The organism is Vibrio sp. 10N.222.52.C12, from assembly GCF_041474215.1.
Taxonomy (GTDB): Bacteria; Pseudomonadota; Gammaproteobacteria; order Enterobacterales; family Vibrionaceae; genus Vibrio; species Vibrio crassostreae_C.
On the sequence record NZ_JBFRTR010000055.1, the window covers coordinates 95,774 to 118,935 of the forward strand.

The window sequence follows — 23,162 nt, forward strand, 5'->3', positions numbered from 1 at the left end:
GAGGGTCCAAATCAATGGACTGTGTCATGGCTAATGTCAAGCAAGCGGTAAGTCTGCAACCACCTGATTGAACGTGATACGAGCATTCTGAGCTTGCTCAGATAACTCGATCTTTTTCGCTTGTGCGGCACTAAGATTACTCTCGGCCTGCTCAAGTGCTTGTTGTAGATTCTCTGGTAACTCGTGAGTTTCCATTTGTGAACCTTGTTCTAGCACATAAGCGCGAATTTCTTTCTTCACTGCGGCAAGTTCTGTGTAAGCAACACGCTCAAGTTCTGCGGCTTCTTGTGCTGCATCTCTTTCTTTCTCAAACTGAGCCAACGCCATACCTTCAGCAGACCAAGGGTCCATGTCTGGCAGTTCTTCGATGTTGATCGTTGGCTCGATATACGCATCTTGATGGCGTAGGTCGAGGTTAGTCGCACGAACCGCTGAAATCATCAGCATCACAGAGATAGCAAGCAGTGGTAAGCCACCAACAATCGCCGCCGTTTGTAGCGTACTTAGACCGCCTAAGAACATTAGAATCGTTGGTAAGAACGACAGAGTAAATGCCCAGAACATACGGTTCCAGCGCATTGGCTCTTCGGTCACGTTATTTTGTACAACAGACGCTAGGATGTATGAGATAGAGTCAAATGTTGTTGCCGTGAAAATGATACACAGCATTGTAAATACAGCGATAACCAGCGTGCTCATTGGCAATTGTGCAAGCATCGAGAAGATAGCTTTGGTTGCGCCTTCCGCATTCAAAATGGCAACGACATCTAGCTCACCAGAAAGCTGCAGTGATAGGCCGTAGTTACCTAAGATCATGAAGAACAGGAAACAACCTAGAGAACCAAAGAAGATCGACCCTGACACCATTTGTTTGATGGTTCTGCCGCGAGAGATACGCGCAACAAACAGACCCATACTCGGTGCAAATACTAGCCACCATGCCCAGTAGAAAATCGTCCAGTCTTGTGGGAAGTGAGTGTTTTCGAATGTACCGTAACCACCAAATGGTTCAGCCCACGTTGCCATCACGAAGAAGTTAGACAGTAGACGACCAATTGAGTCTAAGCCTGTTTCTAACATGAAGATTGTTGGACCCGCGATCAGAACGAAAGCCAGTAGACCCATCGCACCCCAGAAGTTGATGTTACTTAGGATCTTGATGCCTTTTTCCAATCCAGCATAAGATGAGTAAGCAAAAATCGCAGTACACACTAAAAGCACCATCACTTGCGTTAGGTTATTTTTAGGTAGACCAAATAGGTGATTTAGACCTTCAGTGATCAGAGGAGCGGCTAAACCTAATGTTGTTGCAGCGCCGCCTAATAGACCGAAAATGAATAGGATATCAACGATCTTTCCTGGTACGCCTTTACTACGGTGTTCACCAAGAACAGGCATTAATGCGCTTGAAATCTTTAGAACAGGTTGTTTACGTACGTAGAAGAAGTAAGCGATAGGAATTGCCGGGATTAGGTAGATAGACCATGCGATTGGTCCCCAGTGGAATAGGCCGTAGGTCGCAGCCCAGCGTACTGCTTCTTCACTGCCAGGTTCTAGTTGGAAAGGCGGTGATTGGTAGTAGTAAGCCCACTCAATACAGCCCCAATACAAGATACTTGCACCGATACCGCCACAAAATAGCATGGCAGCCCATGATGCAGTTTTAAACTCAGGCTCTTCATCAGCTTCGCCCAGTTTAATTTGTCCCATATCACTGAATACTACGTACACCATAAATGCACAGGCTGCGAGACCTAGAGCAAGATACAGGAATCCGAGTTGATCAGTCATGAATGTTTTCGCAACCGCAATCCAGTCTGCGCCCTGTGCAGGGAACAAAATGAGCGGGAAAACTATCGTGAGTAGGAGTGCTATAGCACCAAAAAAGGTTGGCTTATCGATAAGCTCAAAAGTGTTTTTCACGAGTATTATTCCATTAAAATGAGAGCGGAATTATGGAATGAACTCGTTTTTTAGACCTAATCGGGTCTATTGTCGTAACGATAAATCGCTTTTATTCTAGAGAATGCGATAGGTTGGCAAGGCTAAATGAGTGCGAGAAGAATACCGCCTACGGTTGCCGCTGCGGACAGGTATTGCCCCGCTGAATAAGAACCATCATCTTCTTCTTCAATCTTATCTGGGTGATCCATACCCAAGGCACCATGAGCGAATGACTCAACTTTATCGGTAACTGTCGCGTTTTCTGCTTCGACTTTCTTCGCTTCTTTATCAATTTCTTTTAGGGCAGATAAGAGTGCTTTGCCTTCATCAGAAAGCCTAACCGTATTTTGCTCAACCTTAAGCGGTGTCGGCTTTTCAGCTTCGTTAGCTGAACTCTTAGCGTTCATCTGCGAAGGCGAATACAGCTGAGTATTACTCGTTCCTACTGGCGTCATATAGCTCTCCTTACCTATCCTTAAATATAGTATCGGCAGAGGTGTGAAAAACTTGTGCAATTAATCATCGATAGTGATGTTTTTTTATTCGCACATTACATTTTCGTCTGCTTGGTTAAATCGTCTATTTACTAAGCAAGTCTTGTGCCGATAAGAATGTTTGATTTTAGATAGAGTTAGGATGAATGACGGGAACGTGATCAAGTTGTGACGATGGGCTAATTATCTAGGATTAGCCCATCGACTCTTTAGCTTAGAAGAGTGGATCAACAGATCCTACTCACACTCTAGGCTAGCGCTACGTTTTGACAGATGCTTGTATGCCTTCATTCGGTTCTCTTTCTTTACAAAGCGAGCCGGCGGCGAAAGCACTTCAAGCTGATAATCACCGCTATCCGATGAGATCGCTTCAACCGGGCTGATGATGGCGATTTTTAAATCAGGGTTACGACGTAGAATTGATGCCGCCGTCCCTAAACCACCCTCGGTGTGGAACTTTCCAGCCACGTGAATCACTTGTTTATCAGGGTTTGATGCTAGGTAATCCACAATCGACTCAGCCATGGTTTCGTCCCAGGTAACCTGAGCGGCAAACTGCTTTTCTGTTTGCTCTGGCGTACCGTGATGCATAGAAGCCATGAACTTTTCTTTGTAAGGGCTATCGCCAGTATCCACTTCGGCAGCAATCCATTGGCGTTGCTCGGTCGATAATTGGTCTAGGTAAGGCAATCCTTTACGGCCAATACACTGCACGAATGGCTTTGGTGCATTTGCCGCAATAACATCGACGTCGTTGGCTTTTGCGAACTCAACTAACGCGCGGTAATCACTTTCGTAATTTGGCCAAGCTGCCGCTTGAGACATGAGAATTTGTTCGCCAATTTCGCCGTTTAAGTATTGGTCAAGTGTGGCTTGGTGCTCTCGAGTGAACTGTTCCATTGAAAGCGCAATGTTTGATGTTGAGTTGCGGCGCGCTTTTAAGAAGTCGGTTTGGAAGCGGTGAATGGCAGAATGCGTGTGCCATTCGCCAATTAGAACCACATCAGCGTCAATCAGCTGCTCGGGTAATGCATCGAGAGAAAGTGTTTCGCCTTGTGGAGAAGCGAACTGGTAGTCATAGAATGTGGAAACGGATTCCGTTTGAGCCACTTTTTGAGAAGTGTCTTTTGCAGGTTGACTAGCACAAGCCGTGAGAAGAGTAGCTAATCCGATAAGAATAATACGTTGCATGAAATGCCTCCTTGAAGAACACGCATACTAAAGGAGGCAAGATAAGATTTCAATGCAAACGATAATCAATATCAATTAAATTTGTTTGCGGTACACTCGCAGCATAAAGTCAGCTTCACAGTTGAATTGCTCTGCCTCGGTGAGTTGTAGTTTAAACTCTTCACTCGCCTTCCAAGCAAACGGCGTCATCTGTAGCAGGTCGAATGCATCTGACCCCGATAGTTCCATCATATAGTTTAGTTGCTCTTGATGCTCAAGCGTAAAACCTTCGATCACTTCTGGATCTTCGTCGTGCAAGCGAACGCCATCATAAATTGCATCACGCAGTTGATACAGGTGTCGGCTAGCTGGTGTCACGGTGATCACCACACCATTATCTTTGATGGTGCGTTGTAACTCTTCAGCCTTGCAAGGCGCGTAAATGCGTAGAATTCCGTCTAAGCTGTTTTCAGCAAAGGGTAGGCGATGGCTTGATGCAACTGAGAAGTCGACAGCAGGGTAGCGTTTAGCGGCGTATTTGATAGCAATCTTAGAAATGTCTAGGCCAAAAGTAGCCCCTTTCTTTTCTTGAAGATTCACAGCAATTTCGTTGGTGTAATAACCTTCGCCACAACCAATATCCAATAGGCTAGGCGTCTCTTCTGGTAGATAGCGAGAACACAACGTCACCACCGCTTGGCGCATTGGGTCATAGTGGTTACCTTCAAGGAAGCGACGACGTGCCTGCATCATCTCTTTGTTGTCACCTGGATCTTTTGAGCGTTTGTGGTGCGCAGGCATCAAATTGACGTAGCCTTCTTTCGCTAGGTCGAACTGATGGTTCTTTTCACACTTAAACGTACGATCGTTTTGAGATAAAGGTTGGTGACACAAAGGGCATTGGTAAGTCATGGAGACCTCTAAAGGAGAATAGACAGCGCAAGTGTAACGAGCTAAAACCAAAAAGTAAAAGAGCGACATAAAGCCGCTCAAAAATCGTTTTTTATAACTGTATTTATACGGTTATTGGGCACTAATCACAGTGATCAGTTGGTGGTTTTCACCCGGCCGGAGTGTTTTACCGGCTTCTAGGCTTGGCGCGTGCAGTGTTGATTCTACGCACATCATAGTTAGGTAACCATCGTCTTGCATGTCGCCCATACTTGCAGCGCCTTCTGCCCACGGGTTCCACAGTACTGCAGAGTTATGACCGTGGTTTTCAACTGTTAGCGTGCGATCCAGCTTCTTGTCAGCAACAAAGATTTGCGCTTCTGGTTGCGTGTAAACGCGGTCAATCGTGTCGGTCAGTACCAGTTCAGATCCACCTTGGCAGTTCTTGCCACCTTGCAGGCTATCAATGTACTCAGCACCCATACCAGTGGTGGTTGTGTTGTGGATATCGCCAACGTTTAGGTAAGTGTGTAGTGCACCAGAGAAAGTCCATGGCTGAGAATCAGTGTTCTTCACGTCCAGCGTTACTTTTAGTTGTTCGCCGATCTCAACATTCAAGCGAGCATCAAACTGATGAGGCCATACTGCTAGCGTCTCTTCGCTTGGCTTCAGACCTAAGCTAACAATCACGCCAGCTTCGCTTTCACGGTGTTCAACCAATTGCCATTCACTTGAACGGGCAAAACCATGTGCTGGTGCTGCAATGCGACCAAACCAAGGCCAACATACTGGAATACCACCACGCAGAGCCGTTTTACCATCGAACTTAGCTTGTTGGCTCATCCAAATTAGGTCTTCTTGACCTTGCGGTTGGAATGACACCACATGGCCACCAAACAGTGAAATCGCTGCGTTTGCTTTATCGTGGATAACGCGAACCAGTTTTACACCTTCGTGTTCAACGATAGTGACGTTGTCAGAAAGTACCGCCAGTGCAGGTAGAGTAGATAAATCCATTACATGATCCTTCTAAGGAAATTGAATTCAAATGCTGACTAGAGTGATGCTTGTGTTTTCATGAGTAACAAGCAGAGTCAGTATTAGAATTGAATTTTGCGTTTGGGCTATCTTGATGAGCTTAGACAGACGCGGTTTAAAAGATAGCAGGCATTAAAAAGGCGACACTAAGGTCGCCTTTTTCAAAGTCTGCTCAAAACAGCCTTCGCTAATGCTTATCTAAAGCGATTTCTAAAAAGAAATTACTTAGAGATGTGAGCGATTAGGTCTAGAACTTTGTTTGAGTAACCGATTTCGTTGTCGTACCAAGATACAACTTTAACGAATTTGTCAGTTAGAGCAACACCAGCTTTAGCATCGAATACTGAAGTTTGAACTTCACCGATGAAATCTTGTGATACTACTTGGTCTTCAGTGTAACCAAGAACGCCAGCCATTTCGCCTTCAGAAGCTTCTTTCATTGCAGCACAAATTTCTTCGTAAGATGCAGCTTCTTTTAGGTTAACTGTTAGGTCAACTACAGATACGTTAGCAGTTGGTACACGGAAAGCCATACCAGTTAGAAGGCCGTTTAGTTCTGGAAGAACAACGCCTACAGCTTTAGCAGCACCAGTTGAAGATGGGATGATGTTTTGAGAAGCACCACGGCCACCGCGCCAGTCTTTAGCAGAAGGGCCATCTACAGTTTTTTGAGTTGCTGTAGTAGCGTGAACTGTAGTCATAAGACCAGACTCAATGCCCCACTTATCGTTAAGTACTTTAGCGATAGGTGCAAGACAGTTAGTAGTACAAGAAGCGTTAGAAACGATGTCTTGACCAGCGTAAGATGCTTGGTTAACGCCCATTACGAACATTGGAGTTGCATCTTTAGAAGGACCAGTAAGAACTACTTTCTTAGCGCCAGCAGTGATGTGCTTACGTGCAGTCTCGTCAGTTAGGAAAAGACCAGTTGCTTCAGCAACTACGTCTACGTCGATAGCATCCCACTTAAGGTCTTCTGGGTTACGCTCAGCTGTAACACGTACAGTTTTACCGTTAACGATTAGGTTACCGCCTTCAACTTCAACAGTACCGTTGAAACGGCCGTGAGTTGAGTCGTACTTAAGCATGTATGCCATGTACTCTACGTCGATTAGATCGTTAATACCTACTACTTCGATGTCTGCACGCTCTTGAGCTGCGCGGAATACGAAACGGCCGATACGGCCAAAACCGTTAATACCTACTTTGATAGTCATTGTAGTTGCTCCACAACTTAATTTCTGATTAAAGATAACTGGTAGTAAAATTACAGAATCCAGTATACATCTGCAATAGATAATCCGACTTAACTTGTTTAATGTCAAAAAAAAGCGACGCTTTTCTTAACAATTGGGTGTAAGTGATTGAAAATTGACCATTGCAAGTGGCTCTGTACCCTTCCAGTTGGGTAAAATACCCCTAAATGATGATTCACTTATGAGTGTATATGTACAATGTTTCCTGGTGAGAAAGTATGTGCTACAAAACGACTCATATGCAAGCCTTTATAGAAAAAAGTAAATATAATAACTGAGAATGTGGAGAGATATTAACGTGATTCAAAAGGGAGGAAATATGATAAAGCCTGATGAATACTGGCGTGAGCGCCTAACGGACGACGAATTTTCAGTGTGTCGTGAGCGTGGTACTGAAGCCCCATATAGCGGCAAGTTACTGCACAACCATAAGACTGGCGTCTATAGCTGCACATGCTGTGAAAGCCCTTTGTTTCTGTCGGATAACAAATATGACTCTGGGTGTGGTTGGCCAAGCTTTGATGCCCCAGTGAATGATGAAGCAGTACGCTATATAGAAGATCTAAGTCACGGAATGAAGCGTGTAGAGATCCGTTGTACCGCCTGTGATAGCCATTTAGGTCACGTTTTTCCAGATGGCCCAAAGACCACAGGTGAACGGTTCTGTGTTAATTCAGTGTCGTTAATTTTCAACAAAAATGACGAAAGTACGAAATAACTTGTAACTATTGTCTAATCCTTACAGGTCGCATTTGTCGATTTAGGAATGCTGAAACGCCCAAGGTTTCAGATTTAACTCTAGTACAAATAAAAACAGCTACTAAAAAGGTAGCTGTTTTTATTTGAAAGCAGGTGAATAACAAGCTTAAGTAAGAACACTATAAATGAAGCGATCAGTAACTCGGGACGATTGAAGGGCTGTAAATTCCATCCTCAATCGCTTCGACGATGTTATCTGCGTCTTTATTTAGCTTCTTATAGGTTGCCTTGTCGAAATGGTACAACACCGTGAGCTCGGCTTCAGAAGCAATCGGCACGTCAAAGTCTTTGGCAACCATTGCCCAAACGTACGCTTTTTCCATATGTCCCAGGCTGTGGTTGATACTGGCCATCGACTTGAAGATTTCAGTGTTGGCTACCGAGCCATTAGAAAGCGTTAGCGCATTATTGAGTAGCTTAAGTGTCTTTATATGATTGCGGGTGGTATAGAAGGTTGCCAAGGCATATTGCATCTCAGCTGTGTTTAACGCTTCAGAGCCTTCTAGTTGTAGGAAACTGCGTCTGGCATTGGTGTCCCCAGTTTGCGACCACAAGAAGTAAAGCGTTTCCGGTGTATCAGATTTCGATAGCTCATCAACAATGCGCTCAGACTCTTCGATACTGTGCATTAAAGAGGTAAAGCGACGCTCTTGCAGCTTAGATTGATCGATCGTTTCGATCTGTGCCGCGAGCTCTAGGCACTTTTTGTAGGCAGTGACTAATTCGAATTCTTTAATTTTGTTGATTTCGGTGGGTTGCTTCTGAACTTCAAATCGATGCCAGATGAGGTCGGTACGTGCGACACGACATTGCCCATCGTTCATGTTCAATTGTTCACACTGAAGACCCGGATTGCTTTGGCACAGTTGATCGGTATTTTTGTTCCCTTCAAGACACCCAACCAGAGTGAAAGGCAATAGGCTAATCGCCAACCATTTCATAATTTTCATATTCCTTCACTTGTGATCAGATGCACTTATTATCGGTCAGGTTCTTGACTCAATTCTGTTACGGGTTATTTTCTGGTGAAAATTGTTAAAACTAAGGCTTTACCATGGATGCAGAACAACTTCTTAGCGCAATGACACCCGAGGTCTACGAACGTTTAACCTACGCAGTTGAAACGGGTAAATGGCCAGAAGGTACGGCGCTCTCAAAAGAACAGCGCGACTCGTGTATGCAAGCGGTTATGTTATACCAATCTAAACATAACTCTGAAGCTCAACATATGACAATTGCAGCTGGTGGTGAGATTAGCTTTAAATCTAAGTCTGAACTAAAGAAACAGTTTAAGTCAGATCAAGAAGACATTGTTAGGGTTAACCCGAATCATTAAGCTTAAATTACAACAAAGGGGTGGCAATGTGCCACCCCTTTTAGTTTAACTCGTTTATTTATAAGCAATAAAACGATTTAGTTCACGTTAAGCCGCCGTTACTTTCATAGAATAACTGGCTTTAACGTGAATCCTTGAACAGGTTATAAGCTCATCTCACCGCGCAATACTTGTTGCATCTGAGCCTTCACTTCTTCGTAGCCTAGGTTTTGGCTTAATAGATAATGCAACTTCGCCAGTGCCGCTTCTGGTGTCATATCGTAACCACTCACCACGCCCGCTTCTGCTAGTGCACAACCTGTCGCGTAACCACCCATGTTGACTTTACCAGCCAAACATTGAGTTAGGTTCACCACAATAACACCGCGCTCTGAGGCATCTTTCAGGTGCTGAAGCAGTTCTGGGTTTTGTGGTGCGTTACCCACACCAAAAGTAAGCAGAATCATCGCGTTAACAGGTTGTAATAGCGTGTTACGGATAACTTCGTGTGAGATGCCTGGGTACATTGTGATTACGCCGATAGGTTGCGGAGTAATGTTATGAACCTTGAAAGCACCTTCAGGTTGTTCGTTTACCTTTACGTTATTGCTAAGTTGGATATTGATACCCGCTTCTAGCAAAGGATTCAGGTTTGGAGACGTAAACGCATTGAAGCCATCTGCGTGTGATTTTGTGCTGCGGTTACCACGCATCAACTTGTTGTTGAAGAACAGTGTCACTTCGTTGATTGGGTAGTTTGCTGCAATGTGTAGCGCATTCAGCAGGTTTGCTTGTCCGTCTGAACGAAGCTCTGCTAATGGGATCTGAGAGCCCGTAACAATCACAGGTTTGCCGAGGTTTTCAAGCATGAAAGACAGTGCTGAGGCAGTGTAAGCCATAGTGTCTGTACCATGCAGGATAACGAAACCATCGTACTTATCGTAATTCGCGCGAATGTCATCAGCGATAGTCTGCCAATCAAGTGGCGTCATATCTGAAGAGTCCATTAATGGAGAGTATTCGTGAATGGTGTACTCAGGCATCTCTGGGCGATGGAATTCAGGCATGCCAGCTAGCTGCTTATCCATGAAACCTGCGACTGGAACATAGCCGTGGTCAATAGACTTCTGCATGCCAATTGTGCCGCCGGTGTACGCGATATAGATGTGTTTTCTTTCCATGGCGATTAATACTTAGTGTGATGTAGGGAACAGGGGGGCGATTATAGCGAATTATCATGCAATAAAAAGAGGCACCTCACACAGAGGCACCCCTTAGTCCTTGAGTTATTGGCTCAACTTATTGAACTTGGCAATTTAAGCAGAAAGCGTATCGGCCTTGTGGGTCGTTAAAGTTGCCTAACAGCTGGCTATCTTGAGCTAACTGCTGAGTAACCGGCTGTAAACTGCTTGGTATCATCGATTGAATATCTAGGCCAATCGACATCTGAACTTGGTTCATAAATTCTTGAATAAATTGTTCAGTGGCCGAAAGTGGCTCTTCTACCCAGTAGATGTTGTAGCTTTCAAGCTCTGCAAGTGAAGCCGCAGCTGCAACCGCATCATCGAAATCACCAATCTCATCGACTAAGCCTTTCTGAATCGCATCTTGACCTGTCCAAACTCGACCTTGAGCAATCTTGTCGACCGCATCGACTTCCAGGCCGCGATTTTCTCCAACTAGGCTGATGAATCGACGGTATCCGTTTTCAATGCCCATTTGGAACGCGTCTTTCGCGCCATCGCTAAGTCCAGTTGTAATACCAAGACCAGAGAAAGGTGAGGTGCCAACGCCATCAGTGTAAACACCAATATCGTTCAACCCTTTTTCGAAGGTGGTGATAACACTGAAGATACCAATTGAACCCGTTAGTGTGGTTGGCTGAGCTAGGATCTTATCCGCACCCATCGAGATCCAGTAACCACCCGAAGCAGCAAGGCTCGACATCGACACAACAACCGGTTTACCCGCTTGCTTGATCGCTTCTATTTCATTACGGATAACTTCAGAAGCAAAGGCACTGCCACCTGGGCTATCGACACGAAGTACAACCGCTTTCACTTTATCGTCGTTACGTGCTTGGCGCAGTAGGGCTGCTGTGGTATCGCCGCCAACGGTGCCACGTGGTTGCTTGCCATCCATAATTGCGCCGCTCGCTACAATCACGGCAACGTCGTGTGATTCACTAGTCATGTTTGGAAGCATGGTTGTACGGTATTCGTAGTAACCAAACGCGTTGTAGCTGTCTTGGCCGTCACTGCCGAAAACATCGGCAAGCTCTAGTCGAACTTGCTGGCGTGTCGCTAGCTCATCCACTAAGCCAAGTTTCTCGGCCAGTTTTGCAATGTCACCGTCCACAGACTCAAGTTCTTTCAAGAAGGTGTCCATGCTTGGGTTCAGTGTCTTAGCGTCTATTTGACGGTTGTTGCTGACGTCATCAACGTACGCACCCCATAGTTGGCTTAACCAACGAGAAGCGGACTCTTTCGCTGCGTCTGACATGTCGTCACGAATGAAAGGCTCGATAGCTGACTTGTAAGTACCCACACGGAACACGTGCGTGTTTACGTCTAGTTTCTCTAACAACGTTTTGTAGTAAAGCGAGTAAGCGCTATAGCCTTTAAGAAGAACCCCACCATCTGGTGATAGGAAGACCTTAGTTGCATAGCTGGCTAGGTAGTATTGGCTTTGGTTGTAAAAGTCACCCACCGCATAAATCGGCTTGCCTGATGCTTTAAACTCATTCAATGCCTTAGCAATGTAGCGTAGCTTGGTCAGGTTGGTTTCTGGCAACTCTTTGAGTGCTAAAACGATACCTGTAACCTTGTCATCGTCTTTTGCGTAGCGAATCGTTTCAACGATATCAAACAGGATGTTCTCTTTTGGGAGGTCTTTGCCAAGCAGTGAACCTGTGACCGAATCCATCGGATTGATATAGCGGCTTTGTTCCACAATAGGGCCAGACAGGTTAAGCACTAAAGCCGAATCCTGTGGAACAGTGGGCTGAGCCGTATCTGAATGGAAGTACACAAAGTAGATGATGGCGATACTGAGTAAAAAGACTAGGTTAACCAGCGCAAGACGTACAAACGTAATGAGCTTCCAAATCCCTTTAAAGATCATGCCTATAAATTTGAATATTTTTTTCATTCTGTCTCCGCAGTGAGATCACGTCGCTTTAATAAGCCGTAGTACCATTAATCTCAATAATATGAACTGCTTAGTATCCTACGATAATTCCCAAGCTCAAACTACACCAAGAATTGTTAATCGATATATATTCTCATTAAGTGTAGTCAAATTAAGGGCTTCTGAACGATTAATACGCTCTGCATTATGATCGGTGTTACAAAAATGTAAACGGTTGTTTGAACTTTTGGTAATTGAACTATACTGTGGTCAGACCACAAGGATAAAATAATAGAAGTGATGTCTGCCATGTACCCACATTTACTTGAACCACTCGATCTTGGATTTACTCAGTTACGTAACCGTGTATTGATGGGATCAATGCACACAGGTTTAGAAGAAAATAAAGAAGGTCTCCACAAACTCGCCGCGTTTTATGAAGAGCGAGCAAAAGGAGGCGTTGGCCTTATTGTTACCGGTGGTTTCTCTCCTAATTTACGTGGCAGATTAACCCCATTCAGTGCTGAATTCAGTAAAGTAAAGCACGCTAAAGCGCACCAAGTTGTTACCGAAGCCGTCCACAAGCACGGCGGTAAAATTGCGCTTCAACTATTGCATGCTGGTCGTTATGCGATGCACCCATTCGCGCAAAGTGCGTCTGGCATTAAAGCGCCTATCGCCAAGTTCGCTCCGAGTGAGATGAGCCCTCGCCAAATTAAAAAGACCATTGGTGCCTTTGCCAACAGTGCCGAACTCGCCCAAGTCGCGGGTTACGACGGCATTGAGATTATGGGATCTGAAGGTTACTTGATTAACCAATTCATCTGTAAACGTACCAATATGCGTTACGACGAATGGGGCGGTTCTTATGAGAAGCGCATGCGTTTCCCGCTGGAGATTGTTAAATCGATTCGCGAAGCAGTGGGTGACGACTTCATTATTATTTTCCGACTGTCGATGCTGGATTTGGTTGAGCAAGGCAGCACCTTTGAAGATGTTGTTCTATTGGCTCAAAAGCTGGAAGAAGCAGGCGTGACTATTATCAATACCGGCATCGGTTGGCATGAAGCGCGTGTTCCGACTATCGCGACACAAGTACCACGTGGTGCATTCTCTTGGGTGACGGAAAAAGTGAAACCATACGTGTCGATCCCAGTGGTGACATGTAACCGAATTAATACGCCAGAAGAGGCCGAACGTATTCTTAGCTCTGGGCAGGCTGATATGGTGTCTATGGCGCGTCCATTCTTGGCAGACCCGGATTTTGTTAATAAAGCAGCTCAAGACCAAGCTCAGTTCATCAATACCTGTATCGGTTGTAACCAAGCTTGCCTTGATAACGTGTTTAAAGGTAAACGTGCGAGCTGTTTGGTGAACCCACGCGCTTGTTACGAGACTGAAATTGTTGTTCAGCCAGCGCAAGCGACTAAGACCATTGCGGTTGTTGGCGCAGGCCCAGCCGGTTTAGCTTGTGCGACGACACTAGCCCAGCGTGGACACAAGGTTGACTTGATTGAGAAAAATGACCGTATCGGCGGCCAGTTTAGATTAGCAATGCAGATTCCGGGTAAAGAAGAATTCAGAGAAACGATTCGCTACTTTGCTAACCAAATCGACGCATCAGGCGTGAACCTGAAACTGGATACTGAGGCAACGTTTGAGATGTTGTTGAAGTACGATGAAGTCGTGATGGCGGCTGGCGTAGAGCCAAGAAAGCTCGATATTGAGGGCATTGACCAAGAAAACGTGGTCGATTACCAAACCTTGATTCGTGAAAAGACACCAGTAGGCGAAAAGGTCGCGATTGTTGGTGCTGGTGGTATTGGTGTCGATGTGGCAACCATGCTGACAGAACCGACTTCACACAGCCTAGACGATTGGCTGCATGAGTGGGGCATCGATAAGAATATGGAACACCCAGGCGGACTTTACCCTTACCCTGATTCATTCAGCGATAAAACGGTGTGGGTGATGCAGCGTAAAGCGGGTCGTGTTGGTAAAGGTCCGGGCAAAACTACAGGCTGGATTCACAAACGCACACTAGAAAAACGCGGTGTTAATCTACTGGGTGGCGTGAGCTACAACAAGATTGATGACCAAGGTCTGCATATCAGCGTTGGTAAGAAAGAGCAGGTGCTGGATGTTGACTCGGTTATCGTATGTGCAGGTCAGGTGTCAGTTCGTCCATTCGAAGACATGTGGCAAGAGTTTGGTGGCAAACTGCATGTGATAGGCGGCGCCGATTACGCGGGTGAATTGGATGCAGTACGCGCAATTCGTCAAGGTGTTGAGCTAGCGATTAAGTTATAGAATCAGCTATCAAACTGTAATCTTATCAGTAGATATTGTTACTTAATTTGCTGAGTTAGATTTTGAACAAGGCTCCTAAGTCATAGATTTAGGAGCCTTTATTGTTTCTAATCTAGCCTAAATGGACAGCCGTTGAGATTTATTATCGTTTGTATTCTGTGCTAAAGTTCAAGTATACAAATAATAAAGAAATAGTAAGGACTTCAAATGGATGCTTTGGATCTATTGCTCAACAGACGCTCAATCGCAAAACTCTCTGATCCGGCACCTGAAGGTGTGGCGTTAGAAAACATCATCAAAGCAGGGCTGCGTGCTCCAGACCACGGTGCACTAACACCATGGCGCTTTGTTATCGCGCAAGGTTCAGGCCTACAAAAGCTTTCAGACATCTTGGTGCGCGCCGCTGAAGCGGATGACAGCGAAGAAGCGGTTATCGAAAAAGTAAAAAAAGCGCCGTTCCGAGCTCCGATGGTGATTACTGTGATTGCCAAAGTAACTGAGCACGAGAAAGTGCCTGCTATCGAACAACATCTGTCTGCGGGTTGTGCTGCACAGGCGATGCAAATGGCCGCAGTCGCACAAGGTTTCCAAGGCTTTTGGCGCTCAGGTAAATGGATGTTCCACCCAGAAGTACACCAAGCATTTGGCCTAGAAGGCGACGATGAAATTGTTGGCTTCCTATACCTAGGCACTCCAGGCTGTACACCAATGAAAGTGCCAGAGCGCGACTTCTCTAAGTTCGTTGAGTTTTTATAAGTGAGCAAAAGCAGCCCAAGATAGGGCTGCCCAACTAAATCTAAAAACTAAATCTGGTGATAAAAGCCATAATAGCTGTAGGTAGTTGAAAGTCTTCAGCAACTAAGAAGTCGATAATCGCTAAAACTGATTCTATTACATCTAGTAAAGAGTTTAACTTTTGAAACATGCCCATATACTCGTTTAAGTAAGTTTAGCACGTTGTTTTTTACATAGACTTTGATATGATTCGCCGTGAAACAAGCCATCATAATCGTTGTCTTAAAGTTTAAAGTCTTCTCCTACAAAGACTTTGAACTCTGCTTATTACAACGTGAGTGATACAGATAAATTAGCCCGCTTTGAGTGGGCTTTTTTATTGCTTAGAATAAGTCATGTTACCTCCCTAAATTCGATTTGTCCTTAGACTACATATAGCCTTAACTTGCACTTCTAATACAACATATTGTGCCCAATTAAACGAGAACCACCAACTTTGAGTATTGATTTAGGTCAATAAAAGCCCCAAGCTGACTAAGTTCAATTCATTATTATTACGTTAGTTCTCTCTTTAGGAAAAAATAAATAAAACCAATTATATAGTGTCAAAATCGTTGCTTTTTCTAGAGCCATTGCAGGCAGTGGCCCGCGTAGTTATTGGGAGATACAAAACAAGGCAGCTAGTTACGAAAGCTTGTATTAGGCATGTTTTAGTCGTGCATATTTAGTAGTCAGTAGTTTTTTGAATGCTAACTGTATAAACAACCAGTTTTTCTTGATTTATTAGGGCCACATTAGATAATGTGGCCCTAATTGTTTGTAGCATCTGGAAAAACATGTCTCGCCTTATTATTGCTGAAAAACCAAGCCTAGGCCGCGCGATTGCCGCTGCATTGCCTAATCCACAGAAGAAGGACCAAGGGTTTATCAAATGTGGTAATGGTGATGTGGTGACTTGGTGTATTGGACACTTATTGGAGCAGGTTGAGCCAGACGCTTATGACGACCGTTATAAGAAATGGAACTTGGCCGATCTTCCTATCGTGCCAGAGCAGTGGCAGCTAAGACCTCGTAAGACATCCAGCAAACAGCTTACGGTGATCCGAAAGCTACTGAAGGACGCCACTCAAATTGTTCACGCCGGAGACCCGGATAGAGAAGGGCAGTTGCTGGTTGATGAAGTGATTGATTACTGCAAAGTCTCTAAGGCTAAGAAAGAGTCGATGGACAGGCTACTGATCAGCGACTTGAACTTACCTGCCGTAAAACGTGCACTTTCTCAAATGCGCAGCAACCGTGACTTTATTCCGCTTTCTATTTCCGCATTAGCGCGCTCTAGAGCCGATTGGCTGTATGGCATGAACATGACTCGTGCTTATACCTTACTCGGTCAAAAGGCTGGCTACCAAGGTGTGTTGTCGGTCGGGCGAGTACAAACGCCTGTACTTGGTTTGGTGGTAAGGCGCGATGAAGAGATCGAAAACTTTATTCCGAAAGATTACTTCACTTTGCACGCTTTGATCCCTTATCAAAATCACGGCCAGAGCTTTGATATTCGTGCGCGTTGGAAGCCAAGCGAAGCATGTAAACCATGGCAAGATGAAGAAGGGCGCGTGCTCAATCGAAAGCTGGTTGAGAATGTGGCTAACCGAATTGCGAATCAACCCGCGACGGTGACGGAATCAGAGCAAAAGCAAAGTAAACAAGCTGCGCCACTGCCTTACTCGCTGTCAGCTTTGCAGATTGATGCGTCTAAGCGTTTTGGTATGAGTGCTCAACAGGTGTTAGACACGTGTCAGTCATTGTACGAGAAACATAAACTCATCACTTACCCACGTTCTGACAGTCGCTATCTACCTAAAGATCACTACTCACAAAGAGAGTCGGTCGTGGATGCTATCGCTAACAATGCCAAAGAGCTGCAAAGTGGTGCTCAAGGCGCGGATCTTTCACTTAAATCAAAAGCATGGAACGACAGCAAGGTTGATGCTCACCACGCGATTATTCCTACTCCGAAGAAATCATCGGTGAATGGTTTGTCTGCTAATGAGATGAAGATCTATCAGCAAATCGCTCGCCAGTATCTAATGCAGTTTTACCCACCTGCGGTTTTTGCTGATGCTAAGCTGGTCTTTGATATTGCTGGTGGTGTGTTCATCGCAAAAGGGCGTCAGCTTATCAACCCGGGTTGGAAGGTGTTGATGGGCAAAACAGATACCGAAGAGAAAGGTGATGGCACGGATACGGTTCCTCCATTGGATAAAGGTACCGTGTTGACGTGTCGTGAAGGCGTGATTGGCGATAAGAAAACCGAACCACCAAAGCACTTCACGGAAGCTACATTGCTTCAAGCGATGACAGGTATCGCGCGTTTTGTTGCGAACAAAGACCTTAAAGCCATTTTGAAAGAGACCGATGGCCTTGGCACAGAAGCCACCCGTGCGGGTATTCTCGATACTTTATTCAAAAGGCAGCTGCTAACGCGCCAAGGTAAGAGTATTCACAGTAGCCCTGCGGGCAGAGGCTTGATTCATGCCTTACCTGAGGATTCTACCTTTCCAGACATGACAGCGCACTGGGAGCACCAGTTGCAAGGCATGGCAGAACGCAATCAAGCGTATCAACCTTTTATGCAAGCGCTGGAAAGCAAAATTGATGGTTTGATGGGCAAGGTAAAAACGGGAGTAGTTCCTGAATCACTTCGCCACCTTCCTAAAGTCGAAAGACCAGCGTTTAAACGTCGTAAAGGCGGTGGTGCGAAGAAGTCTTATGCCAAGACAGGTTCGTATGCTAAGAAAGGTACTTCCGCTAAAAAGAGCACCAAAAGCTAAGACTTATTGAGGTTAGGATTAACGACCGACTTTACGCCCACAACGTTTAAACAGTTGCTGCCAATAGTCAACATGGCGACGAGTGGATGATCGAAAGGCTTGATGTGCATCTTGGATGGGAAAGTAATAACTGTGCAGTTCAGGTTGCGCGTCAAACATTCCTAGTTGCGGGGCTAACTGTTGATAGTAGCCATCCAGCTGCGCCATGTAGGGCTGAACCTTACCTATGTATTGCTGCTCGAACACATTGTTGAGATAGCGAAACTTAGTGGTGTCTCGCTGCTTGCCGCAGATGATGTTGGCATCAAAAGTTGTCAGCTGTTTGGTGATGGTATCAAGTTCGGCCGAAGCTCGCGTGAGCGAGTAGTATAAATCCCCAAGGGTCGAACTCTTCTCTAATACTTCTTGAACTTCAGTAGTCTTGCCCGAGACGAGCGGAACGTTTAACGCTTGGTTGATATGTTCTAAAGCATCACTGGTTTGTCGTACCTGATCGCCGATATCAGTGCGTAACCACTGACTACCACGCATCTGAGACTGCATAGCATCGCTGGTATAGATGAGATTCCATTGATGCAGTGGAAACTGTGCGAGTTTCTGTTGCTCAATTTCTCTTAGTAATTCTACTCTCTCTGGTTCTAACTCATTACTGGATAAACATTTGCCCACGCCTTCAAGTAGCGCGACTTGATAATCGTAATTACGAAACTCATCCGCGACCTTGCCCAGAACCGAATTTCTTTCTGCTATCAGATTGAACAGTCCACACTGACGAAGCTGGTAACTGTCGATTAAACCGATAGAAAGCGATGGCACGTCAAGCAGCAGTTCTCTTTTTCTCGGTAGGCTTTCAAACTCCCAATCCTCTTTGAGTTCTTCAGCATCTTGTACTCTAGCGACCTTAGTTTGATAGTCGTCGAATAAGTCGCCGGGGCCATCACTGAAACAGCCAGCTAGCATCACTGTTAGACAAAACAGCGTTGAGTGCTTAACTAGGTTTGAGAGAGAGCCTGCATTCATCTGTGGATTACCAGTCTATTTCGTTGCCATCGAAATTGAAGAAGTGACCACTTACTCCGGTATTCGCGGACTCGATGACTTTAATAAGGCCGGAAGCTGAAGTGTTGGTATCGATCAGAGCATTAGGGCCACCCATTTCGGTCTGTACCCAGCCTGGATGCAGTGCTAACACCGTAAAGCCATTATCGGTTAAGTCGTTGCTTAAGCTCTTAACCACGGAGTTTAGAGCGGCTTTAGAGGAGCGATAGATATAACCTCCGCCTGAGGTGTTCTCGGTCATGCTGCCGACTCTAGAGGATAAACAAGCGACCTTTTTGATATGGCTGCCTTCTAGTAGAGGCAATAGCGTTTCGACAAGCTTGAGTGGGGCAATAGTGTTAACTTCGAATACACGACGCCACTCTTCGACATCGGTATTACCTAGCCCATAGCCTTTAGGGCCATAGTAGCCAGCGTTGTTGATCAAGATATCAATCGACTCTATTTGCGAAGGGAGTTGGCTTACTGCTTGGTAATCGGTTATCTCTAATTGAATACAGGTAAGGTTGGTGTTGTGGTCTGCGAGTGAGAGCAGTTCTTTTGCTGAATTGTCATCACGATAAGTCGCGTACACCTTGTGATTACTTTCCAAGTATTGTCGAGTCAGGCTTAAGCCAATGCCGCGGTTCGCTCCAGTAATAAAAATAACGCTCATGGTGATTCCTTTTCAGTTCAATTAGTTAAGTTTGATGGCTTAACACGAGAAAATCAACGCTCCACCAACTGGCCATTAGCATTCCTACAAAAATCATTACTGCTGCCGCTGAGCCGCAGATCACCCCAAAGATGAGTATTACGTTTTTCATTATGGTCTCTACTTTATAATTAATAACAATGATAACCATTATCATTAATTAAGGTTGTCGCCAAGTTTGAGGCTGTTATGATTTTGAGAAAGATACGCAATTAGCCTGATTATGATTCCTTTAATTTACCACCCAATCTATTCACAGTTACCTTTACCAGAAGGTCATCGCTACCCAATCAACAAATATCAGTTGTTGCATAGTGCTGTTGAGGCGCTGATGAATAGCGAACCTCGATGGAAGTGCAAGTTTGAAGTGTGCCAACCAACGCCGGTTTCGGTTGAGCAAGTAAAACAGGTACATGATAGCGAATATGTTGATTTGCTCGTGTCTGGTAAGTTACCTGCAGCAAAGATGAGACGTATCGGTTTCCCGTGGAGCGAGCAACTTATCGAAAGAACACTCTACTCAAGTGGTGGAACCTGCTTGGCCGCTGAAATGGCAATAGAGACTGGTTTAGCGATTCATTTGAGTGGTGGTTATCATCATGCGCATCATGATTTTGGAAGTGGCTTTTGTTTGTTGAACGATTTGGTTTTAGCGGCAAAACACGCGCTGACCTTTGAACATATCGATAAAGTGCTGATCGTTGATAGCGACGTTCATCATGGTGATGGCACAGCAACTCTTTGCCAAGACAACGACGACATCATTACTCTGTCGTTCCACTGCGATAAAAACTTCCCTGCACGAAAGCCGCTATCCGATTTAGATGTGCCATTAAGTCGTGAAACAGAAGATGAAGAGTTCCTACGTTGTTTTGAACAAGTCACTAAGTTAGCGATTGCTCACCATCAACCTGATCTGATTATTTATGATGCGGGGATAGATATTCATCAAGACGATGAACTGGGTTATTTGAATGTCTCGACACAAGGGATATTTGAGCGCGACTGTTTCATGATTGAATTAGCGAAATCAGAGTCTATTCCGATGGCTTGCGTAGTCGGTGGCGGGTACCGCACTAAACACCAAGATCTGGTGCCGATTCACATGCAGCTGTTAAAAGCGGCCTATCATGTTCACGGTTAACCTCTCAAATTAGCGGCTGATAGTTCATTGAAATGATGGTGTGAAATAAGCGCCTTTTGCACCATAAAAGACACGCTTGCACCATTGTGACTCATATAAAGTACTTTTTTATTAATTAGTTACGTATTTGTGTGGTTAATTGCGGTCTGTAAATTGCTTGACCCATGTGTCTATAAAAACACAAGGGATAAAAATGAACCTGACGGACAAGGAACGTAGTTGGCTTAATTGGTTTGGCGCAACAGGAAAACTGGCTATGCGCAGAGCTTGTTTCCTCAATCGAAGTAGGACGGAGGAGCTTGAACAAGCTTTTGAAAGTATTGCTCACACGCGAGTTCAACTTCTGCATAACTGGGTCAAGAATCAATGGGACTTTTTAGAAGACTCTGCTGTTTATTTGGCAAGTCGAACGGAAGAGCAAGCACAGGGGACGTTATCTAGCCTTCTTAAACGCAGTACGGATTTTTCTGAGTTGGCGATCGTCGATGCTAAGGGGATAGCACAAGCATCGAGTTATCATGAGCATGTAGGGGTTAACCTTGGAGACAAGAAGGCTTTAGTTGAAGGGGCTTCAAAGCGTTATCTGCATGGGCCGTATATGGATCAGCGCACGTTGAACGTAGGGGCTTCGAGTTCATCGTTTCATGACCAAGTAACGCTGATGTTTTATGTCCCCTTTTCTCGGGATGAAGGGGCGCCGCAATTCCTATGTGGTCGTGTTCCAAATGATGTTATTGGTGACATTATTCAAAGAGAAGCGGGGCATATTTATAGCGAGTCGGGTGATAACTATATCTTTATGGTCGACTCCATTCATGATCCTAATACTCAGCCGGGTGTTGCGCTCTCTCGTTCTCGCTTTGAAGATAATACCTTTTCACACGGCGAGAACTTAAAGCAAGGGATTCATACTGATTGGGGAACGGTTAAGATCCAGCACCACACCGAATTTGAGATTCGCTTTACAGACCCAGCCACTAATCAGCTTCACCCAGGCGTCAGAGAAACCATTAAAAATGGCAATAACTTGTTTATTGGTTATCCGGGGTATTCTGACTATCGCCACATACCCGTTATTGGCAAAGGTATCACTTTTCAATTAGATGGTTCACCAGATACCTTTGGCATGATGTGTGAGTCCGATTTAGAAGAGGTCTACAGAGACCGAAGTCTAAGTTATACCTTATCTAAGCACTTTATCAGCTGCATGCTACTGCCTCTATTTGTTCCATTACTGTTTGCCAACCTTTATACACTCACACCTTTTATGCAGAGTGGTATTATGTTCGCTTGCGCGTTGCTTTCATTGGGCTTATTCCGTTTAGTTAGCGCCAAACCACTAGCGAAGAAGATTCATGAAATGACCGGGGTAATGCAGACCTTAGCCGAAGGTGATGGCAACTTAAGTCGGAGACTTGATCCCACCACATTCAGTCATAATGAACTTGGCAACTTAGGGCGCTGGACTAACAGTTTTATCGACAATTTAGATAACACGGTGAGTGAGTTGATCCATGCGAGTCACGAAGTTAGAGAGGTTTCGGAATCGATGTTTCGTCGCAGTGTCGTGATGAAGCAAACCAGTGATGATGCATCACAAGCGTTAAGCAATATGCTTCAGTTGAGTCAGTATCAACAGAGCGAAATTACTCATGCGAGTGTCTCAGCAACGCAAATGGACACGGTGATGAAACAAGCCGTCCTGAGCGCAGAGAAGGAGTACAATCAGTCCGTCGAAGGCATGGAGATTGTTCGCAATATCGTAGAAAGCTCGGCGCATAGCGTGAATGAGGTAAATAATGAAATGACTAAGGTGTCTGACATTATAGATATCATTACTGACATTACCGCGCAGACTAACCTTTTGGCCTTGAATGCGGCCATTGAGTCGGCAAGAGCAGGTGAACACGGGAGAGGGTTCTCTGTCGTCGCTTCTGAAGTAAGAACTCTGGCTGACCGAACTTCACAAGCTGCTAACCATATTAGTGACCTAATGAAAGAGCTGCATAGTAAGTCTCGCAGTGCTGTTGAGTCCATGGAGCGAGGTGTCGAGAATGTGAGTAAAGGAAACTTAACAGTCGACTCAAATGCTCGCAGTGAGCAAATTCAATCAGCGGTGAGTGACCTCTTTACCACGATGTCTAACTTAGATGAAAACAGTCAGAAAAATGGACAAACGGCAGATAAAGCCCAACGTTCAATATCTGACTTACAACTGTCTACTAAGCAACTCGCACGTCGAGTGTCCTTGATGGGCAATGCATTGAGCCGTTTAGACCAATTGATTGGGCGTTTTGAAGTGAGCCGAAAGGTGGCGTAGTGGAAAATACGTAAGTTCTTTACGCAAACGCCAGATACAAAAAAGCCGCTGATTTCTCAGCGGCTTTCTTTAA

18 protein-coding genes are annotated in these 23,162 nt (G+C 45.0%); 7 read left to right on the top strand and 11 right to left on the bottom strand.

The genetic code is table 11. From position 1 onward, the window contains the following. Positions 1-36: 36 nt before the first annotated feature. From AB4623_RS11275 to gap, 6 genes are all read right to left on the bottom strand, one after another. A complete protein-coding gene (locus AB4623_RS11275; protein WP_017063436.1) occupies positions 37-1,923 on the bottom strand; it encodes a BCCT family transporter in 1,887 nt (628 codons plus the stop codon). Between the two features lie 122 nt (positions 1,924-2,045). Next, positions 2,046-2,399: a hypothetical protein gene (locus AB4623_RS11280; protein WP_017059386.1), complete on the bottom strand. Its 354-nt coding sequence runs from the start codon at positions 2,397-2,399 to the stop codon at positions 2,046-2,048. Positions 2,400-2,675: 276 nt separating this feature from the next. Then, entirely contained in the window at positions 2,676-3,629 is a 954-nt protein-coding gene (locus AB4623_RS11285) for a ChaN family lipoprotein (RefSeq protein ID WP_017067181.1), read from the bottom strand. A gap of 75 nt (positions 3,630-3,704) precedes the next feature. Further along, a complete protein-coding gene (gene rlmA / locus AB4623_RS11290; protein WP_017059384.1) occupies positions 3,705-4,520 on the bottom strand; it encodes a 23S rRNA (guanine(745)-N(1))-methyltransferase in 816 nt (271 codons plus the stop codon). Between the two features lie 111 nt (positions 4,521-4,631). Next, a complete protein-coding gene (locus AB4623_RS11295; protein WP_017059383.1) occupies positions 4,632-5,516 on the bottom strand; it encodes a D-hexose-6-phosphate mutarotase in 885 nt (294 codons plus the stop codon). A 242-nt stretch (positions 5,517-5,758) separates the two neighbouring features. Then, positions 5,759-6,754, bottom strand: coding sequence for a type I glyceraldehyde-3-phosphate dehydrogenase (gene gap, locus AB4623_RS11300; RefSeq protein ID WP_017059382.1), 996 nt, complete (start codon positions 6,752-6,754; stop codon positions 5,759-5,761). Between the two features lie 319 nt (positions 6,755-7,073). Between gap and msrB the strand changes: the two genes are divergently transcribed. Further along, complete coding sequence (gene msrB / locus AB4623_RS11305; protein ID WP_080582205.1) at positions 7,074-7,511, top strand: peptide-methionine (R)-S-oxide reductase MsrB; 438 nt, start codon at positions 7,074-7,076, stop codon at positions 7,509-7,511. A 175-nt stretch (positions 7,512-7,686) separates the two neighbouring features. Here msrB and AB4623_RS11310 read toward each other — a convergent pair whose 3' ends face one another. Continuing rightward, positions 7,687-8,493, bottom strand: coding sequence for a DUF2989 domain-containing protein (locus AB4623_RS11310; protein ID WP_017059380.1), 807 nt, complete (start codon positions 8,491-8,493; stop codon positions 7,687-7,689). A gap of 113 nt (positions 8,494-8,606) precedes the next feature. Between AB4623_RS11310 and AB4623_RS11315 the strand changes: the two genes are divergently transcribed. Beyond that, complete coding sequence (locus AB4623_RS11315; RefSeq protein ID WP_010437067.1) at positions 8,607-8,888, top strand: YeaC family protein; 282 nt, start codon at positions 8,607-8,609, stop codon at positions 8,886-8,888. 143 nt (positions 8,889-9,031) lie between these two features. Here the strand turns inward: AB4623_RS11315 and ansA are convergent, their stop codons facing one another. After that, positions 9,032-10,048, bottom strand: coding sequence for an asparaginase (ansA, locus tag AB4623_RS11320; protein ID WP_019823767.1), 1,017 nt, complete (start codon positions 10,046-10,048; stop codon positions 9,032-9,034). Positions 10,049-10,166: 118 nt separating this feature from the next. Beyond that, complete coding sequence (gene sppA / locus AB4623_RS11325) at positions 10,167-12,017, bottom strand: signal peptide peptidase SppA (protein WP_372122685.1); 1,851 nt, start codon at positions 12,015-12,017, stop codon at positions 10,167-10,169. A gap of 279 nt (positions 12,018-12,296) precedes the next feature. Between sppA and AB4623_RS11330 the strand changes: the two genes are divergently transcribed. From AB4623_RS11330 to AB4623_RS11340, 3 genes are all read left to right on the top strand, one after another. Then, positions 12,297-14,306 carry an FAD-dependent oxidoreductase gene (locus AB4623_RS11330; RefSeq protein ID WP_372146415.1) on the top strand — a complete coding sequence of 670 codons (2,010 nt, stop codon included), beginning with the start codon at positions 12,297-12,299 and terminating at the stop codon, positions 14,304-14,306. A 207-nt stretch (positions 14,307-14,513) separates the two neighbouring features. Beyond that, positions 14,514-15,062: an NAD(P)H nitroreductase gene (locus AB4623_RS11335; RefSeq protein ID WP_017059376.1), complete on the top strand. Its 549-nt coding sequence runs from the start codon at positions 14,514-14,516 to the stop codon at positions 15,060-15,062. Positions 15,063-15,877: 815 nt separating this feature from the next. Continuing rightward, on the top strand, positions 15,878-17,872 hold the full coding sequence (locus tag AB4623_RS11340; RefSeq protein ID WP_372146405.1) for a DNA topoisomerase III: 1,995 nt from the start codon (positions 15,878-15,880) through the stop codon (positions 17,870-17,872). Positions 17,873-17,890: 18 nt separating this feature from the next. Here the strand turns inward: AB4623_RS11340 and AB4623_RS11345 are convergent, their stop codons facing one another. After that, positions 17,891-18,892 (bottom strand): DUF3080 domain-containing protein, encoded by a 1,002-nt coding sequence (locus tag AB4623_RS11345; protein WP_372146407.1) that lies wholly within the window; start codon positions 18,890-18,892, stop codon positions 17,891-17,893. A gap of 7 nt (positions 18,893-18,899) precedes the next feature. Further along, positions 18,900-19,586: an SDR family oxidoreductase gene (locus tag AB4623_RS11350; RefSeq protein ID WP_102332520.1), complete on the bottom strand. Its 687-nt coding sequence runs from the start codon at positions 19,584-19,586 to the stop codon at positions 18,900-18,902. 262 nt (positions 19,587-19,848) lie between these two features. Between AB4623_RS11350 and AB4623_RS11355 the strand changes: the two genes are divergently transcribed. Both AB4623_RS11355 and AB4623_RS11360 read left to right on the top strand, forming a co-directional pair. After that, positions 19,849-20,769: a histone deacetylase gene (locus AB4623_RS11355; protein WP_136973525.1), complete on the top strand. Its 921-nt coding sequence runs from the start codon at positions 19,849-19,851 to the stop codon at positions 20,767-20,769. 193 nt (positions 20,770-20,962) lie between these two features. Continuing rightward, positions 20,963-23,089 carry a methyl-accepting chemotaxis protein gene (locus tag AB4623_RS11360; protein ID WP_372102861.1) on the top strand — a complete coding sequence of 709 codons (2,127 nt, stop codon included), beginning with the start codon at positions 20,963-20,965 and terminating at the stop codon, positions 23,087-23,089. Positions 23,090-23,162 lie beyond the last annotated feature (73 nt).

Coding starts and splice junctions, on each gene's coding strand:
- AB4623_RS11280 (WP_017059386.1), bottom strand. CDS start 2,399: ATGACGCCAGTAGGAACGAGTAATACTCAGCTGTATTCGCCTTCGCAG.
- AB4623_RS11285 (WP_017067181.1), bottom strand. CDS start 3,629: ATGCAACGTATTATTCTTATCGGATTAGCTACTCTTCTCACGGCTTGT.
- rlmA (WP_017059384.1), bottom strand. CDS start 4,520: ATGACTTACCAATGCCCTTTGTGTCACCAACCTTTATCTCAAAACGAT.
- AB4623_RS11295 (WP_017059383.1), bottom strand. CDS start 5,516: ATGGATTTATCTACTCTACCTGCACTGGCGGTACTTTCTGACAACGTC.
- gap (WP_017059382.1), bottom strand. CDS start 6,754: ATGACTATCAAAGTAGGTATTAACGGTTTTGGCCGTATCGGCCGTTTC.
- msrB (WP_080582205.1), top strand. CDS start 7,074: ATGTGGAGAGATATTAACGTGATTCAAAAGGGAGGAAATATGATAAAG.
- AB4623_RS11310 (WP_017059380.1), bottom strand. CDS start 8,493: ATGAAATGGTTGGCGATTAGCCTATTGCCTTTCACTCTGGTTGGGTGT.
- AB4623_RS11315 (WP_010437067.1), top strand. CDS start 8,607: ATGGATGCAGAACAACTTCTTAGCGCAATGACACCCGAGGTCTACGAA.
- ansA (WP_019823767.1), bottom strand. CDS start 10,048: ATGGAAAGAAAACACATCTATATCGCGTACACCGGCGGCACAATTGGC.
- sppA (WP_372122685.1), bottom strand. CDS start 12,017: ATGAAAAAAATATTCAAATTTATAGGCATGATCTTTAAAGGGATTTGG.
- AB4623_RS11330 (WP_372146415.1), top strand. CDS start 12,297: ATGTCTGCCATGTACCCACATTTACTTGAACCACTCGATCTTGGATTT.
- AB4623_RS11335 (WP_017059376.1), top strand. CDS start 14,514: ATGGATGCTTTGGATCTATTGCTCAACAGACGCTCAATCGCAAAACTC.
- AB4623_RS11340 (WP_372146405.1), top strand. CDS start 15,878: ATGTCTCGCCTTATTATTGCTGAAAAACCAAGCCTAGGCCGCGCGATT.
- AB4623_RS11345 (WP_372146407.1), bottom strand. CDS start 18,892: ATGAATGCAGGCTCTCTCTCAAACCTAGTTAAGCACTCAACGCTGTTT.
- AB4623_RS11350 (WP_102332520.1), bottom strand. CDS start 19,586: ATGAGCGTTATTTTTATTACTGGAGCGAACCGCGGCATTGGCTTAAGC.
- AB4623_RS11355 (WP_136973525.1), top strand. CDS start 19,849: ATGATTCCTTTAATTTACCACCCAATCTATTCACAGTTACCTTTACCA.
- AB4623_RS11360 (WP_372102861.1), top strand. CDS start 20,963: ATGAACCTGACGGACAAGGAACGTAGTTGGCTTAATTGGTTTGGCGCA.